14 protein-coding genes and 1 pseudogene are annotated in these 15,804 nt (G+C 50.9%); 5 read left to right on the plus strand and 10 right to left on the minus strand.

Going from position 1 to position 15,804, the window contains the following annotated elements; genetic code table 11:
- The first annotated feature begins 61 nt into the window (after positions 1-61).
- Positions 62-442 carry an aspartate 1-decarboxylase gene (gene panD / locus HV345_RS19240; protein ID WP_000621526.1) on the plus strand — a complete coding sequence of 127 codons (381 nt, stop codon included), beginning with the start codon at positions 62-64 and terminating at the stop codon, positions 440-442.
- Between the two features lie 6 nt (positions 443-448).
- Here the strand turns inward: panD and HV345_RS19245 are convergent, their stop codons facing one another.
- The 4 genes from HV345_RS19245 to HV345_RS19260 all read right to left on the minus strand — a co-directional run bounded on the left by HV345_RS19245 (position 449) and on the right by HV345_RS19260 (position 3,977).
- A complete protein-coding gene (locus HV345_RS19245) occupies positions 449-1,678 on the minus strand; it encodes a polysaccharide deacetylase family protein (protein ID WP_181635937.1) in 1,230 nt (409 codons plus the stop codon).
- Between the two features lie 61 nt (positions 1,679-1,739).
- Positions 1,740-2,180, minus strand: a complete 441-nt coding sequence (locus HV345_RS19250; protein WP_181635938.1) for a PTS sugar transporter subunit IIA — start codon at positions 2,178-2,180, stop codon at positions 1,740-1,742.
- Between the two features lie 103 nt (positions 2,181-2,283).
- Positions 2,284-3,054, minus strand: coding sequence for an ABC transporter permease (locus tag HV345_RS19255; protein ID WP_003829467.1), 771 nt, complete (start codon positions 3,052-3,054; stop codon positions 2,284-2,286).
- Positions 3,051-3,977 carry an ABC transporter ATP-binding protein gene (locus tag HV345_RS19260; protein ID WP_046275357.1) on the minus strand — a complete coding sequence of 309 codons (927 nt, stop codon included), beginning with the start codon at positions 3,975-3,977 and terminating at the stop codon, positions 3,051-3,053. Before HV345_RS19260 ends, HV345_RS19255 begins: the two co-directional genes overlap by 4 nt.
- A 101-nt stretch (positions 3,978-4,078) precedes the next feature.
- On the opposite strand from HV345_RS19260, the gene can reads away from it, so the two are divergent.
- Positions 4,079-4,768 carry a carbonate dehydratase gene (can, locus tag HV345_RS19265; RefSeq protein WP_016151733.1) on the plus strand — a complete coding sequence of 230 codons (690 nt, stop codon included), beginning with the start codon at positions 4,079-4,081 and terminating at the stop codon, positions 4,766-4,768.
- A gap of 70 nt (positions 4,769-4,838) precedes the next feature.
- Here the strand turns inward: can and hpt are convergent, their stop codons facing one another.
- The gene (gene hpt, locus HV345_RS19270) at positions 4,839-5,375 is read right to left on the minus strand and encodes a hypoxanthine phosphoribosyltransferase (protein ID WP_016151732.1); all 537 of its coding nucleotides are present in this window, start codon (positions 5,373-5,375) and stop codon (positions 4,839-4,841) included.
- A gap of 203 nt (positions 5,376-5,578) precedes the next feature.
- Between hpt and HV345_RS19275 the strand changes: the two genes are divergently transcribed.
- Positions 5,579-7,969 (plus strand): glucose/quinate/shikimate family membrane-bound PQQ-dependent dehydrogenase, encoded by a 2,391-nt coding sequence (locus HV345_RS19275; RefSeq protein WP_181635939.1) that lies wholly within the window; start codon positions 5,579-5,581, stop codon positions 7,967-7,969.
- Between the two features lie 34 nt (positions 7,970-8,003).
- Here the strand turns inward: HV345_RS19275 and HV345_RS19280 are convergent, their stop codons facing one another.
- Positions 8,004-8,525 (minus strand): hypothetical protein, encoded by a 522-nt coding sequence (locus HV345_RS19280; protein WP_080859360.1) that lies wholly within the window; start codon positions 8,523-8,525, stop codon positions 8,004-8,006.
- Positions 8,526-8,646: 121 nt separating this feature from the next.
- On the minus strand, positions 8,647-10,263 hold the full coding sequence (gene cueO / locus HV345_RS19285) for a multicopper oxidase CueO (RefSeq protein WP_046275358.1): 1,617 nt from the start codon (positions 10,261-10,263) through the stop codon (positions 8,647-8,649).
- 153 nt (positions 10,264-10,416) lie between these two features.
- Here cueO and HV345_RS19290 point away from each other — a divergent pair, with 153 nt between their 5' ends.
- Both HV345_RS19290 and HV345_RS26510 read left to right on the plus strand, forming a co-directional pair.
- Entirely contained in the window at positions 10,417-10,764 is a 348-nt protein-coding gene (locus HV345_RS19290) for a YacC family pilotin-like protein (protein WP_181635940.1), read from the plus strand.
- Positions 10,765-11,043: 279 nt separating this feature from the next.
- Positions 11,044-11,259, plus strand: a pseudogene (locus HV345_RS26510) (hypothetical protein); the annotation flags it as partial.
- A 13-nt stretch (positions 11,260-11,272) separates the two neighbouring features.
- On the opposite strand, the gene HV345_RS19295 reads toward HV345_RS26510, so the two are convergent.
- The 3 genes from HV345_RS19295 to acnB form a co-directional block, all read right to left on the minus strand.
- Positions 11,273-12,487: a rhomboid family intramembrane serine protease gene (locus HV345_RS19295; RefSeq protein WP_181635941.1), complete on the minus strand. Its 1,215-nt coding sequence runs from the start codon at positions 12,485-12,487 to the stop codon at positions 11,273-11,275.
- Between the two features lie 113 nt (positions 12,488-12,600).
- Positions 12,601-12,963, minus strand: coding sequence for a protein YacL (gene yacL / locus HV345_RS19300; RefSeq protein ID WP_016155706.1), 363 nt, complete (start codon positions 12,961-12,963; stop codon positions 12,601-12,603).
- A gap of 174 nt (positions 12,964-13,137) precedes the next feature.
- On the minus strand, positions 13,138-15,735 hold the full coding sequence (gene acnB, locus HV345_RS19305) for a bifunctional aconitate hydratase 2/2-methylisocitrate dehydratase (protein WP_016151723.1): 2,598 nt from the start codon (positions 15,733-15,735) through the stop codon (positions 13,138-13,140).
- Between the last annotated feature and the right edge of the window lie 69 nt (positions 15,736-15,804).

Genomic DNA, 15,804 nt, shown 5'->3' on the forward strand with positions numbered 1-15,804 from the left:
ATTTCTCAAAGCAGGCCAGTAGTGCCTGCTTAGCCAAGGTAAACGACAGGGTATAGAAGTTATGATTCGCACCATGCTGCAAGGCAAGCTCCACCGCGTAAAAGTCACGCAGGCGGACCTGCACTACGAAGGCTCCTGCGCCATCGACCAGGATTTCCTCGATGCCTCTGGTATTCTGGAAAACGAAGCTATTGATATCTGGAACGTGACCAACGGTAAACGTTTCTCAACCTACGCGATTGCGGCTGAACGCGGCTCCAGAATCATCTCGGTGAACGGCGCAGCGGCACACTGTGCTGAAGTCGGCGACATTGTGATTATCGCCAGCTTCGTCACCATGTCTGATGAAGAAGCCCGCACCTGGCGTCCGAAAGTGGCCTACTTTGAAGGCGACAACGAAATGAAGCGCACCGCGAAAGCCATTCCGGTACAGGTTGCCTGACAGCCCTTACCCCTGCGGCTGATTACTTATCAGCCGCGACATCGTCTCCAGCGAATCCGTTCTTAAAATATAAAGTCTTTTCAATAAGAACGGATTATCCCCCGGTTTAACCTTCCCTCTCACCGTGGTGACCGCCATGTGGAATCCCGCGTCGCCTGCCGCTTTTACTGCGGTGGCGTTATAGCCGCCAAACGGGTAAGAAAGATAAAGAACGTGAGGGTTAAACTGAGACAACGCCCGACGCGAACGGGCGAAATCAAACAGAATATTATGATAGCTGCGACTCAGCAGGATTGGCCGGTGATTCACATCAACCCGATGTAAAAAATGGGTATGCGACTGGAAGTCGAACACGTCCCTGATCTCATTCAGTTCCGCGATGCTCATAAACTGCAGTGATTTCGGATCCCACTTCTGCGGGTGGCGCTTGATACGTGAGGAGATAATAAACGCCGTTGCCTTCATGCCGTGCTGCTTCAGAATCGGGTAAGCATAACGACTCACCGACTTCAGACCATCATCAAAAGTCAGCACCACCGCCCGCGCCGGGAGATTCATATTATTGCGAACATAGCCTTCCAGTTGGTACATCGTCAACGTGGTGTAGCCGCGGTCCTGTAGCCAGGCCATCTGGTTGCTGAAGGCGCGTACGGAGGTTGTCGTAGAGGTGTGGCGAAAACGGGTATTCTCTTCATCGCGCAGAATATGGTGATAGGTTAACACCGGGATACCGTTGTCTTCCTGCGCATCCAGAGCGCTGATATAGGCCAGTCTGCCGCCAATACGGATCTGGTACCAGGTTTGGTTGAGACGGTCTTTAAGCTTGCTGATAACCGGATAACGCAGATTATCCGCCAGCACGCCAAACGGGGCGCTACCAACATCCGGAGCGTTATAAACCGGCGTATCTTTCCAGGTGATCAGGCTTTGGTTGCTGAGGGGTTTATTGAGATCGCCCAGACCATCATCGACTTTCTGCCGCCCCTGCACAGGCTCCAGATGCCCCTTATCAATAAACCCGGTACCAAAACCAAAGGTAAATTCGTAATAGTCTGCCGCAATTGGCTCAACGGCGAGGATCTGCCCGGCGCGAATATTTCCTACCGTCACCATCTTGTTGCCAATCTGCGCCCACACGGCGGCCGCTTCGGTGGTTTGCATGTAGCGAGCAGGCAAAGCCGCAGCTATACTGCCAGAAAACAGGAGCAATAAAACAAGCAGAACGCGCATCACCATATGAGATAACCGAGGCGAGAAACCCCGGCTATTGTAGCAAAAGCGCCATCAATACCAATGATTAATACTCATACAAATCATGCTTCAACACGAAGGGGGGATTTTTCTGTTGTTGATGCCAGAGGCTAGAGACTTCGGGCCCGCCAAGCGCAACGATGCTATCACGAAACTCAGAACTGCTCATCGATTCCCGCGACGAAAGCATTCGCTCAAGCAATGGATAACTGATACCTGAAATCACTTCACACTGGGGATGTTTATGGCTCATTAACGAAGCCACGCGGTAAGGCGCAGCCCCGGCCATATCCGTCAGGAATATCACACCCTCGCCAGAGTCTGTAGCATGCAGGGCATGGCACATCATGCGGCTTAGCATATTCGAGCTAAGCCCACGCCAAAAACTCACCGCCTGGCATTGAACCAACGGGCCGTACTTTTTCTCCAGACGATGCAGCATATCCTGTGCCTTATCATCATGACAGGTAATTACCCAACCTAGCATTGCCTACCTCCTTAGCAGGCAAGTAGTTTATCAGGGTGATAAATCCGTAATGGTGATAAGCATCAAAAGTCTTCCTCTCCCGGGCAAGGAGAGGAAGAAAGACTTAGCTGCGCAGGCCGCGTCCGCGCTGAATCAGGTACCAGCACAGCAAATAAAATGCTGCGATAAACACCACCAGCACGCCAAAGGTGGTGACCAGCGGAACATCATGGATCCCCAGGAAGCCGTAACGGAAACCGCTAATCATGTAGACAATCGGGTTCAGATGGGACAGTCCCTGCCAGAACGGCGGCAGCAACGTTAACGAATAGAAAACGCCGCCCAGATAGGTCAGCGGAGTCAGCACGAAGGTTGGGATCAGGCTGATATCGTCAAAGGTTTTAGCGAAAACCGCGTTCAACAGACCGGCCAACGAAAACAGCACCGCCGTTAACACCAGCGTAAGCGCCACAAAGACCCAGGAATGCACCTGGAACGGCACAAAGAACAGCGAAATCGCTGTTACCAGGATCCCTACGCACAGGCCACGCGCCACGCCGCCGCCAACAAAACCGGCGATGATCACGTGCGTCGGTACCGGAGCGACCAGTAACTCTTCAATGTTGCGTTGAAACTTGGCGCTGAAGAATGACGATGCCACGTTGGCGTACGAGTTGGTAATTACCGCCATCATAATCAGCCCTGGCACGATAAACTGCATGTAGCTAAAACCATGCATTTCGCCGATACGCGAGCCGATCAGGTTACCAAAGATAATAAAATAGAGCGTCATAGTAATGACGGGAGGAACCAGAGTCTGGACCCAGATTCGCATAAAGCGGTGGATCTCTTTCGCCCAGATGCTTTTCAGCGCAACCCAATAAAGCTGCATCATGCGCGATCTCCTTGTTTTTCATGCACCAGAGAAACAAACAGTTCTTCCAGTCGGTTCGCTTTGTTTCGCATACTCAATACCTGAATGCCCTGGGCGCTCAGCTGTGAGAACACGCTGTTGACCCCCTGTTCACGCAGTACTTCCACTTCCAGCGTGGAGGTATCCACCAGCCGGTATTGATAGCCCTCCAGTTTTGGCAGCGGGCTTTTCGGCGCCAGATCGAGAATAAAGGTCTCGGATTTCAGCTTAGAGAGCAGGCTCTTCATCGAGGTGTTTTCCACCAGCTCGCCGTGCTGAATAATGCCGATGTTGCGACACAGCATTTCCGCTTCTTCGAGATAGTGAGTGGTCAGAATAATCGTGGTGCCTTTGTCGTTTAAATCCTTTAAAAAACCCCACATTGAACGACGCAGCTCAATGTCGACCCCCGCCGTCGGTTCATCAAGGATAAGTAATTTAGGCTCGTGCATTAGTGCGCGGGCAATCATCAGACGGCGTTTCATCCCGCCGGAGAGCATGCGCGCGCGCTCGTTACGTTTTTCCCATAAATCGAGCTGCTTTAAATATAATTCGCTGCGTTTGACCGCCTCTTTATACTCAACGCCGTAATAACCCGCCTGGTTGACTACGATCTGCTGCACGGTTTCAAACGGGTTAAAGTTAAACTCCTGCGGTACCAGACCAAGCTGGCGTTTCGCATTAACGGTATCTTTTTCAAGATCGTATCCGAAGACGCTCACCCGCCCAGAGGTTTTATTCACCAGCGAGCTGATTATCCCGATGGTGGTGGACTTGCCTGCGCCATTCGGTCCCAAAAGCGCATAAAAATCCCCCGCTTCGACTTGCAAATCTATTCCGCGTAACGCCTGAACGCCACCGGGATAGGTTTTTTTAAGTTGTTGAAGTTCCAGAGCAATGGTCATGGTTTTTTACTTACCTTACATTCTAATGCTTGATATTTGGTTTTAATAAATCAGGAGTTACCCTATATTAGCGCAACGCAATTCAATTGGTTACAGCCTCCATGAAAGACATAGATACACTCATCAGCAACAACGCGCTATGGTCAAAGATGCTGGTAGAAGAGGATCCCGGATTTTTTGAAACGCTGACTCACGCACAAAATCCGCGCTTTTTATGGATTGGATGTTCCGACAGTCGCGTTCCCGCAGAACGTTTAACCGGTCTTGAGCCGGGTGAATTATTTGTTCACCGTAATGTTGCCAATCTGGTTATTCACACCGACCTGAACTGTCTCTCAGTGGTTCAGTATGCGGTGGATGTGCTGGAAGTGGAACATATTATTATTTGCGGCCACTATGGATGTGGTGGCGTACAGGCGGCTATTGAAAATAAAGAACAGGGGCTGATTGATAACTGGTTACTGCATATTCGCGATATCTGGTTTAAACACAGTTCACTGCTGGGCGAAATGCCGCAGGAACGTCGCATTGACACCCTGTGCGAACTGAATGTAATGGAGCAGGTCTACAACTTGGGCCACTCAACCATCATGCGTTCAGCCTGGAAGCGCGGTCAGAAAGTTACCATTCACGGCTGGGCTTACGGTATTCATGATGGCCTGCTGCGCGATCTGGACGTCACCGCCACCAGTCGCGAAACGCTGGAGCAGCGCTATCGTCAGGGGCTGTCTAACCTCAGCCAGAAACATACCAATCACAAGCAGATACCAACAAGCGGCAGCGACGCTTAAGTCGCTTTTCGGCCTGCGGGGAAGTATCGTGCAGGCCGAATAAGCAAAGCGCCATCAGGCGCTCCCGACATTACTCGTCCAGCAGCACCACTTTGCCAACGTACGGCAGATGGCGATAACGCTGGGCATAGTCAATGCCATAGCCGACAACAAACTCATCTGGGATAGAGAATCCGATAAACTCAACCGGAACATCTACTTCACGACGGGTAGGTTTGTCCAGCAGCGTACAAATAGCCAGGGATTTCGGCTCGCGCAGGCTCAGAATCTCACGCACTTTGGACAACGTGTTACCGGAGTCGATGATGTCTTCGACAATCAGCACGTCCTTGCCACGAATGTCTTCATCCAGGTCTTTCAGGATTTTAACATCGCGCGTGGTGGACATTCCGCTGCCATAGCTGGAAGCAGTCATGAAATCGACTTCGTGGGAGACATGCACTTCACGGCACAGGTCGGCCATAAACATAAATGAGCCGCGTAACAGACCAACCAGCACCATATCGCTGCCGCTGTCCTTGTAACGTTCGTTAATCTGACGTCCCAGTTCAGCAATACGCGCTTTGATCTCCGCTTCCGGGATCATGACTTCAACAGTATGTTTCATATCTCTAACCATATGATTTAAAAACAAATCACTCAATGCTAACTTTTAATAAGTCAGCATCTAAGCGCAAGGCACGCAGTATACCAGCAAAAGCATTCATACGCGGCATCTGTTGATAAAGTTCATAATGTGACGTTTATCACGCGTTTTAGCTCCTATAATTAACTGCTATTAAAGAAATAACACCTGTGATGGTATTTTTTATGGCAAATAACAACGTACGTTCTCAACGGCTTATCGTGACCCTAAGCGCCCTGTTTGCGGCACTTTGTGGACTATATCTCCTGATTGGTGGAGGCTGGCTGGTCGTCATCGGTGGCTCCTGGTATTACCCGATCGCGGGCCTTGCCATGCTCGGTGTGGCTCTCCTGCTGTGGCGCAGTAACCGATCCGCCCTTTGGCTGTATGCCGCCCTGCTTCTCGCCACCATGATTTGGGGCGTCTGGGAAGTCGGCTTTGATTTCTGGGCGCTGACGCCGCGTAGCGACATCCTGGTCTTCTTTGGTATCTGGCTTATCCTGCCTTTCGTCTGGCATCGCCTGATTATCCCTTCCAGTGGCGCAGTAGCGGCGCTGGTGGTGGCCCTGCTGATTAGCGGCGGTATCCTGACCTGGGCTGGCTTCAACGACCCACAAGAGGTTCACGGCACGCTGAGTGCAGATACCTCTCAGGCCGATGCAATCTCAGCGGTTGCCGACGAGGATTGGCCGGCTTACGGTCGCAATCAGGAAGGTCAGCGCTACTCACCGTTAAAACAAATTAACGCTGACAACGTTCATCAGTTGAAAGAAGCCTGGGTATTTCGTACCGGGGATTTAAAACAACCCAACGATCCCGGTGAAATCACCAATGAAGTCACGCCAATAAAAGTAGGGGATACTCTTTATCTGTGTACCGCCCACCAGCGGCTGTTCGCCCTGGATGCGGCCAGCGGGAAAGAGAAGTGGCATTTCGATCCCCAACTCAATACCAATACCAGCTTCCAGCACGTAACCTGTCGCGGCGTTTCTTATCATGAAGCCAGACCGGATACAGCTTCTGCAGAGGTGATGGCCGACTGTCCGCGCCGCATCCTTTTGCCGGTCAATGATGGTCGACTGTTTGCCTTGAATGCCGAGACCGGCAAGCTGTGCGAAACCTTCGCCAATAAAGGTATTTTGAATCTGCAGACCAATATGCCGGATACCTCACCGGGCCTGTACGAACCGACGTCTCCCCCGATAATCACCGATAAAACTATCGTTATTGCCGGGTCGGTAACCGATAACTACTCAACCCGCGAAACATCCGGGGTGATACGTGGTTTTGACGTCAATAACGGCAAGCTTCTGTGGGCATTTGATCCCGGTGCCAAGGATCCTAATTTCATCCCGTCAGATGAACATACCTTCACCTTTAACTCACCCAACTCCTGGGCGCCCGCGGCCTACGACGCGAAGCTGGATCTGGTGTATCTGCCCATGGGCGTTACCACGCCGGATATCTGGGGCGGTAACCGCACACCGGAACAGGAACGTTACGCCAGCGCCATTCTGGCGTTAAATGCCACGACCGGGAAATTGGCCTGGAGCTATCAGACCGTTCACCACGATCTGTGGGATATGGACTTACCGGCGCAGCCAACCCTGGCGGATATCAACGTCAATGGAGAGAAAATTCCGGTCATTTATGCCCCGGCAAAAACCGGTAATATCTTTGTGCTCGACCGCCGTAATGGTGAACTGGTGGTGCCTGCCCCGGAAAAACCGGTGCCGCAAGGTGCAGCCAAAGGTGATTATGTCAGCAAAACCCAGCCGTTCTCCGATCTCAGTTTCCGTCCGCAAAAAGATCTCAGTGGTGCGGATATGTGGGGCGCAACCATGTTTGACCAGTTGGTGTGCCGCGTAATGTTCCACCAGCTGCGCTATGAAGGCATTTTTACCCCGCCTTCAGAGCAAGGCACTCTGGTGTTCCCGGGTAACCTCGGCATGTTCGAATGGGGCGGCATTTCCGTTGATCCCAACCGTCAGGTAGCCATTGCCAACCCGATGGCGCTGCCGTTCGTTTCTAAGCTGATCCCACGCGGTCCCGGCAATCCGATGGAGCCGCCGAAAGATGCCAAAGGTACTGGCACAGAGTCCGGTATTCAGCCGCAGTACGGCGTACCATTCGGCGTAACGCTTAATCCATTCCTTTCACCATTTGGCCTGCCGTGTAAACAGCCAGCATGGGGCTACATTTCCGCCGTAGATCTGAAAACCAATCAAGTGGTATGGAAAAAACGCATTGGCACGCCACAGGACAGCATGCCATTCCCAATGCCGGTTCCGGTGCCGTTCAATATGGGGATGCCGATGCTGGGTGGACCTATCTCCACCGCGGGTAACGTGCTGTTTATAGCCGCGACTGCCGATAACTATCTGCGCGCATACAACATGAGTAACGGTGAAAAACTGTGGCAGGGTCGGCTTCCGGCAGGCGGCCAGGCAACACCGATGACGTATGAAGTTAACGGTAAGCAGTATGTGGTGATATCCGCCGGGGGCCACGGCTCATTTGGCACTAAGATGGGCGATTATATCGTGGCATACGCGTTGCCGGACGACGCGAAGTAAAATGGAAAATGCCCGCTAATCAGCGGGCGTTTTTTTATTCAAACTTCAGTGACAGTAACGACGCTTTTGCGGCTTCCTGATACTGAGCCACCAGATCTTTGGTCATATTGAAGGAGACCTGCACCGCTTTCTCGTTTTGCGAGGTAATCAGCAGCATATTGAGAATTTCAGTATCCGGCGCTTGAGAACGGAAAGTAATCAGCCACGCTTTATGCCCATCAACCGTGACAGGTTCCGCCTGCGGCTTGAAGTTGGTCAGCATCTTCAGTGTCGCATCCTTTGCCATATCCAACTGAGCGGCAGGCAACGCGTTGCGCCCGGCGGTAATACCTAGAGACGCTTTACCGCGTTCGTCACCGTAAATCACCTGTGGACGGTTTTCAGAAGGGTATTTGATTTTTGCCATTTCGTCCGGCATCGGCGTGAGTGTCTGCGGAATTTCGAGACTTAAATTCAGTTTTGAAATCTGTTGGCGTTCCATCTTCATCGCAGCCTGTGCCGAAACCGCCAGAAGCATAATAAAAGATGCCGTCAGTACTTTACGCAAAAGGGCCATGAATACCTCGTGATGAGTGATTAACCTCATCAGTATATGAATGCCTTTACTCGACGATAGAGTAATAATCCGTTTTTGAAATAAACATTTAGCGGATAGCGCCACCGCTATCCGCCGCTGTTTATACGGTAAAACCGAGCATCATCCCGGTGTCTTCATGCTCTAACAAATGGCAGTGCGCCATATAGGCATGTTCCTTTGGCGCGTCGTGGTCAAATTTCACCAGCACCTCGCTCACGCCGCCCTCTACCCGCACCGTATCTTTCCATCCCGCGCGGTGCGCAGCAGGCGCTTTGCCATTTTCAGACAGAATACGGAACTGCGTGCCGTGAATGTGGAACGGATGCAGCATCATGTCGCCCTGACCGGAAATCACCCAGCGTTCGTGTTGACCTTTCGCCGCGGCAAACATCGGTTTATTCATATCAAACGCCTGACCATTAATCCGGTTGGCATTATGGAAATCGAATGTTCCATGCTTCATGTTGCCCATGTCACCATGCTGCATATTCCCCATCTCACCGTGGTTCATATTGCCATGCTTCATGTTCCCGTGGCCCATATTGTCATTATTCATATGGCCCATCATCTTCCCATGATCCATACCCGCCATAGCCTGAGCGCCGTACTTCTTCATCAACATTTGCATGCCCATCATGTCGAGCATTGGGTCCATCGATAATTGCAGTTTGCGCACCGTCAGCCCCTCAAGCGATGGCAGCGCCGGCATGGATGTCAGCGTATCCGGCAACGTGCCGGAAGCGGTAATCAGCAGCGGCTGAACGCGCATCACCGGATGCGGCTTATCAAATGGCGCAATCGCCATGCCCATCTGACCCACAGGCAGAGTGACCAGATCAAACGCTTTACCGTCGCTCACATCCACCAGCACTTCAAAGCGTTCGCCCATCAGCATAGGAAGTTCGGTTACTTTTACTGGCTCCGCCAACAGTCCGCCGTCGCTGGCAATAACGTACAAAGGACGATTGTCGCTGGCCGCGATATTCAGTGAGCGTGCGTTACAACCATTTAGCAGACGCAGACGCAGCCAACCGCGCGGTGCAGCATGCTGAGGATAAATCGCCCCATTGGTCAGCAGCGTATCGCCAAACCAGCCGACGGCAGCGGTCATGATGTCCAGTTGATAGTTAACCTGACCATCAGCAGAGAACTGTTTATCCTGAATAATCACCGGCACATCATCAATGCCCCACTGCTTAGGCAGCAGCAGCTTGCGAATCTCTTCATCTTCAATCAGCACCAGTCCGGCAAGGCCCATCGCCACCTGATGACCAGTCTTCCCATGCTGATGCGGGTGGAACCAGCAGGTTGCCGCGCGCTGATCCGGTGTGAAGGTCACAGAACGTTTCCCACCCGCCGGAATAATACCTTGCGGGCCACCGTCGACTTCACCGGGGATTTCCAGCCCGTGCCAGTGCAACGTCGTCTCTTCGGCAAGCTGGTTATGGATATCCACCGTCACCGATTGCCCTTTACTCAGCTTGACCGCCGGCCCGAGCAAACTGCCGTTATATCCCCAGGTCGTGGCTGTTTTGCCTGCAAAACTCGACTGTCCGGCTTGCACGATCAGCTGCATACGGTTAGAGGCATCTGCGGTTAACAGGTCTGGAATGGGTAATGCGGGACGGTCTGCAGCAAATACGCTCCGGCTCCACAGAGGTAACGCTGACGCGACACCCAGCGCCACGGAGTACTTTAAAAAGTCACGACGTTGCATAATCACTTCCTTATATTCAGCAGCTTAAGCAGGCTATCTTTTAAGCATAAGCCTTCCCCTTACGGGAAGGTCAAGTAAACGGCTAATAATAAAGGTCGTCGCTTCGCTCGCAGTGTGCTAACGTTTAAATTCCGTGATGCAGTGGTAGAAGCAATGAAGACGTTTTTCAGAACCGTTTTGTTCGGCAGCCTGATGGCCGTATGCGCAAACAGCTACGCGCTTAGTGAGTCCGAAGCCGAAGATATGGCCGATTTAACGGCAGTTTTTGTTTTTCTGAAAAATGACTGTGGATACCAGAATTTGCCAAATGGGCAGATTCGTCGCGCACTGGTCTTTTTTGCCCAGCAAAACCAGTGGGACCTAAGTAATTACGACACCTTCAATATGAAAGCGTTGGGTGAAGACAGCTACCGCGACCTCAGCGGTATAAGCATCCCAACGGCCAAGAAATGCAAAGCGCTGGCACGTGACTCCCTGAGCCTGTTGGCTTACGTTAAATAGCCTCTATCCACTGAAACGTCTATTGAAACAATGACTGGGCATTCCCTGTCATTGTTTACTTTGGATCACCAAGATCACATCATTTTTGAAAACGAAGATTTTGGCTGCTGGATGGCGTGGAGCAAATCACCGAGCGCGATGAGTTTATGAATCATGAAATGATGGCCCACGTTCCTGTATTGGCCCATAGCCATGCCAGGAATATGCTGATTATCAGGAGGGGGGACGACGCTATACCGAGTGAAGTACCACGTTCGCGATTTCACCTACGACGAGAACAAGGAAAATATCTTTCATACTAAGATTTTACTGAAAGAAATCTACCTTCAGCACTGCACGTCCCATACTGAACCGAAAGAGTTTAGAGAAGAGGAACCTAATGTCATCACCGGTCTGCTCTGGAGAGAGATACGCGAAATCTACTCCCCCCATAATATACAAGTAATTTTATCTAACTTCACATTCAGACACCGATTTTCAACACAGGTCTTGTGATAAAAATTGTTTATTACCACCGACGACAAATTGTAGCTCTGCACCGCTCTAAAGAAACAGCATTAAATATTAATTCAGGGATATTCTCAAATATTTTACTAGAGTTATCATTCACGATCACTGATTCGTTAAATTGATGTTCAGCTTCAAAATATTTTTTGATATCTACAGATGAATTAGGATAATTTTTAAAAGAAATATTAACAAGTTTTTGTCGGGCCACGCAATAATTACTAATTATTTCTATACTATGTTTTTCAGTTTCACTTATCTTTTCAGAACGCAGATCCTCAGTAATATTTATACAATTATTCAAATCCTCTTCAATACGCTCTTTAATTCTTAAGCCATATTTATAAAACAACCCCCTCATTTTTTCACAGTCGATTAGTTCAGATCGAACAATACTTCCGCTTTCAACACTAGCATCAACACATTGGTTAAAAAATCTAAAATCTATCGGTTGGTCTGGGGCACCCTCTCGCATGTCTTTCACAATAAACTCTAATCTAGAAAGTCGAACGAACTTAATATTCTCAGGAATTGAATATTTAGCAAGCACAGCACCTTCAATTATACACACTGTCATGATCAGAATTATTGAAACCTTGCCTGGTTTTTTAAAAAAATGGGTCTTCCCATCTACACTTAGGGCACCTAAGACGAACCCAGTAACAAAACCACCCAAATGTGCCATGTTATCAACAGGCAGAAATAATCCTAAACATATTACAATAATAACATTGGTGAAAATTTTAGAAAATGGAAGCTCGATCTTGTTACACAATCCAAAAGCTAGCAAATAGCCGGTAATACCAAGAATGGCTCCTGATGCTCCACAACTAACTATCAACTCATATCGATGAACTACAGCACTTAATATCCCTCCAGCGATACCAGATAACATATAGACAGCAATAAAAACCCTACGTGAAAACATGTTTTCAAACAAAAAACCAATCCCAAGTAGTGCAATCATATTAGAGAAAAAATGAAAAACACTTAAATGCATAAACATGCTACTTAAAAGTCTCCAGTATTCACCTGATAGGGTTAACGGAGACGCATTCCCTCCCCATGCAATGATGAATGAGGATGCTTGATATAAATTAAACGCCCGCGAATCCAAATAAGCCGAAAAAACAAAGAAAACAAAATTAACAAAAACAAGAACCGCAGTAACAGCCCATTTACTATTTTTAAACCCACTTATCTTTAGATAACTCATGATTGATAATCCCTGTTTCTGATTTACTTTCATCCATAAAATTTAGACATCTTGTTAATTCACAAGATGTCTAAATTTAAAACCTCCCAGTTAATTACACAACCCTAAGAAGATCATTTTTGCTTTAAAAATTCACGATAAGCCGCCACGACCTGAAGAAAGTCCTCTACGCCGCAAAGTGAAAAGCTCTCTTCGTCGTAGTAGCTCATCCCCTCTTCCATTTCATCTCCGGAGAATTCCAGCTGATTGGCGCGCACCATCACCTCTTCACCATCCAGCCAGAGCGTGTATTCATGCCCTGCTCGCTGCCAGGAGCGCTCACTGCCCTTCACCGCATGCGCCGCCTGTTCCACTTCATCAAGTAAGGCCAGGTTCTCTTTCACTTCTTCGTTAAACCAGTGCCCCACCACCTCGTGGCCCATGGACATACGCACTTTTACCACTCCGGTAATATCGCGCAGAAATTCGTAATCCATAATGTCTTCCTCTGCTCCTGGCAATGCGCCAATACCGCATTGCGCCTTGCTGTAATTATCGCAGCAGCGCGGCAGAAAAAAAGCGTAGCGGGTATAAGGAATAGAAATAAAAATGCCCGGAGAAGCAGACTTCTCCGGGCATTGATGCGTTTTTACACAAATCGCGTTTGCGTATTACACCGCGGTCTGGAAAATCACACCATCGGCTTTCTCAGTATACTGAGACAGCTGGTCGAAGTTCAGATAACGGTAAGTATCCACCGCCGTCTTATCAACCTGCGCCACATAGGTCTGATACTCTTCCGCCGTCGGCAGTTTGCCAATCAGCGCCGCAACCGCCGCCAGCTCCGCAGAAGCCAGGTAGACGTTCGCCCCGGTACCTAAACGGTTCGGGAAGTTACGGGTAGAGGTCGAGACCACCGTTGCGCCGTCAGCCACACGCGCCTGGTTACCCATGCACAGCGAACAGCCAGGGATCTCAATACGCGCACCGCTCTTACCAAACACGCTGTAGTAGCCTTCTTCGGTCAGCTGCGCCGCATCCATACGGGTTGGCGGAGCCACCCACAGACGCGTCGGCAACTGGCCTTTGTGTGCATCCAGCAGTTTACCCGCCGCACGGAAGTGGCCGATGTTAGTCATGCAGGAGCCAATGAAGACTTCATCGATCTTCTCGCCCTGCACGTCAGACAGCAGACGCGCGTCGTCCGGATCGTTCGGTGCACACAGGATTGGCTCTTTGATATCCGCCAGATCGATGTCGATCACCGCCGCGTATTCTGCGTCAGCGTCGGCTTCCAGCAATTGCGGATCCGCCAGCCATTTTTCCATCCCCTGCACACGACGCTCCAGCGTACGGCGATCGCCGTAACCTTCAGCGATCATCCACTTCAGCAGAACGATGTTAGAGTTCAGATACTCAACGATCGGCTCTTTGTTCAGTTTGATGGTACAACCGGCAGCGGAACGTTCAGCGGAGGCATCGGTCAGTTCGAACGCCTGCTCCACTTTCAGATCCGGCAGACCTTCGATTTCGAGGATGCGGCCAGAGAAGATGTTTTTCTTACCTTTCTTCTCAACGGTCAGCAGACCCTGTTTGATCGCGTACAGCGGAATGGCGTGTACCAGATCGCGCAGGGTAATCCCCGGCTGCATTTTGCCTTTGAAACGCACCAGAACGGATTCCGGCATATCCAGCGGCATCACGCCGGTCGCAGCAGCAAACGCCACCAGGCCAGAACCCGCCGGGAAGGAGATGCCAATCGGGAAACGAGTATGGGAGTCACCGCCGGTGCCGACGGTATCCGGCAACAGCATGCGGTTCAGCCAGGAGTGGATTACGCCATCGCCCGGACGCAGCGACACGCCGCCACGGTTCATGATGAAGTCCGGCAGAGTGTGGTGCGTGGTCACGTCAACCGGCTTTGGATACGCCGCTGTGTGACAGAAGGACTGCATCACCAGGTCAGCAGAGAAGCCCAGGCACGCCAGGTCTTTCAGTTCATCACGGGTCATCGGGCCGGTGGTATCCTGAGAACCCACAGAGGTCATCTTCGGTTCGCAGTACGCGCCCGGACGGATACCTTTCACGCCGCAGGCGCGGCCCACCATTTTCTGCGCCAGAGAGAAGCCGCGGCTGCTTTCCGCCACGTCTTTCGCCTGACGGAATACGTCGCTGTGCGGCAGTCCCAGCGCTTCGCGCGCTTTGGTGGTCAGGCCACGACCGATGATCAGCGGAATACGGCCACCAGCGCGCACTTCGTCGATCAGCACATCAGTTTTCAGCTCAAAGCTTGCCAGCAATTCGCCGGTTTCATGGTTACGCACTTCTCCTTTGAACGGGTAAACGTCAATCACGTCGCCCATGTTCATGTTCGAGACGTCCACTTCGATTGGCAGTGCGCCCGCATCTTCCATGGTATTGAAGAAGATCGGTGCAATTTTGCCGCCGAGACACAGACCGCCGCCACGCTTGTTCGGTACATGAGGGATATCATCGCCCATGAACCACAGTACGGAGTTGGTTGCAGATTTACGCGAAGAGCCAGTACCAACAACGTCACCCACATAAGCCAGCGGGTAGCCTTTTTTCTGCAGTTCTTCAATCTGTTTGATCGGGCCTACCGCGCCCGGCTGGTCCGGTTCGATACCTTCACGGGCATTTTTCAGCATCGCCAGCGCGTGCAGAGGGATATCCGGGCGAGACCATGCGTCCGGTGCCGGAGAGAGGTCATCGGTGTTAGTTTCACCCGTCACTTTAAACACGGTAACGGTGATTTTTTCAGCCAGAGCTGGACGGTTCAGGAACCATTCGGCATCGGCCCAGGACTGCATTACCTGCTTCGCGTATTCGTTGCCCGCTTTGGCTTTTTCTTCTACATCGTAGAAGTTATCGAACATCAGCAGCGTTGAAGAGAGCGCTTTGGCGGCAATCGGCGCCAGTTTTGCGTCGTCAAGCGCGTCGATCAGCGGATGAATGTTGTAACCACCCTGCATGGTGCCCAGCAGTTCAATGGCTTTTTCTGGAGTCACCAGCGGGGAGGTGGTGTCGCCTTTCGCGACGGCAGCGAGAAAACCCGCTTTAACATAAGCGGCTTCATCTACGCCAGGAGGAACGCGGTTGATCAACAGGTCTAACAGGAATTCTTCTTCGCCCACAGGCGGGGTCTTCAGCAGCTCGACAAGTGCGGCCATTTGGGTTGCGTCTAACGGTTTTGGCACAATCCCCTGGGCAGCACGCTCAGCTACGTGCTTACGGTATTCTTCTAGCACGACGATATCTCCTCGCTCTCATTGTCATAATGCGGCGCTTTTGTAGATGGGCGATTCTCTTCACGCTCC

This window comes from Citrobacter sp. RHBSTW-00986, assembly GCF_013783065.1.
Lineage (GTDB): Bacteria > Pseudomonadota > Gammaproteobacteria > Enterobacterales > Enterobacteriaceae > Citrobacter > Citrobacter braakii.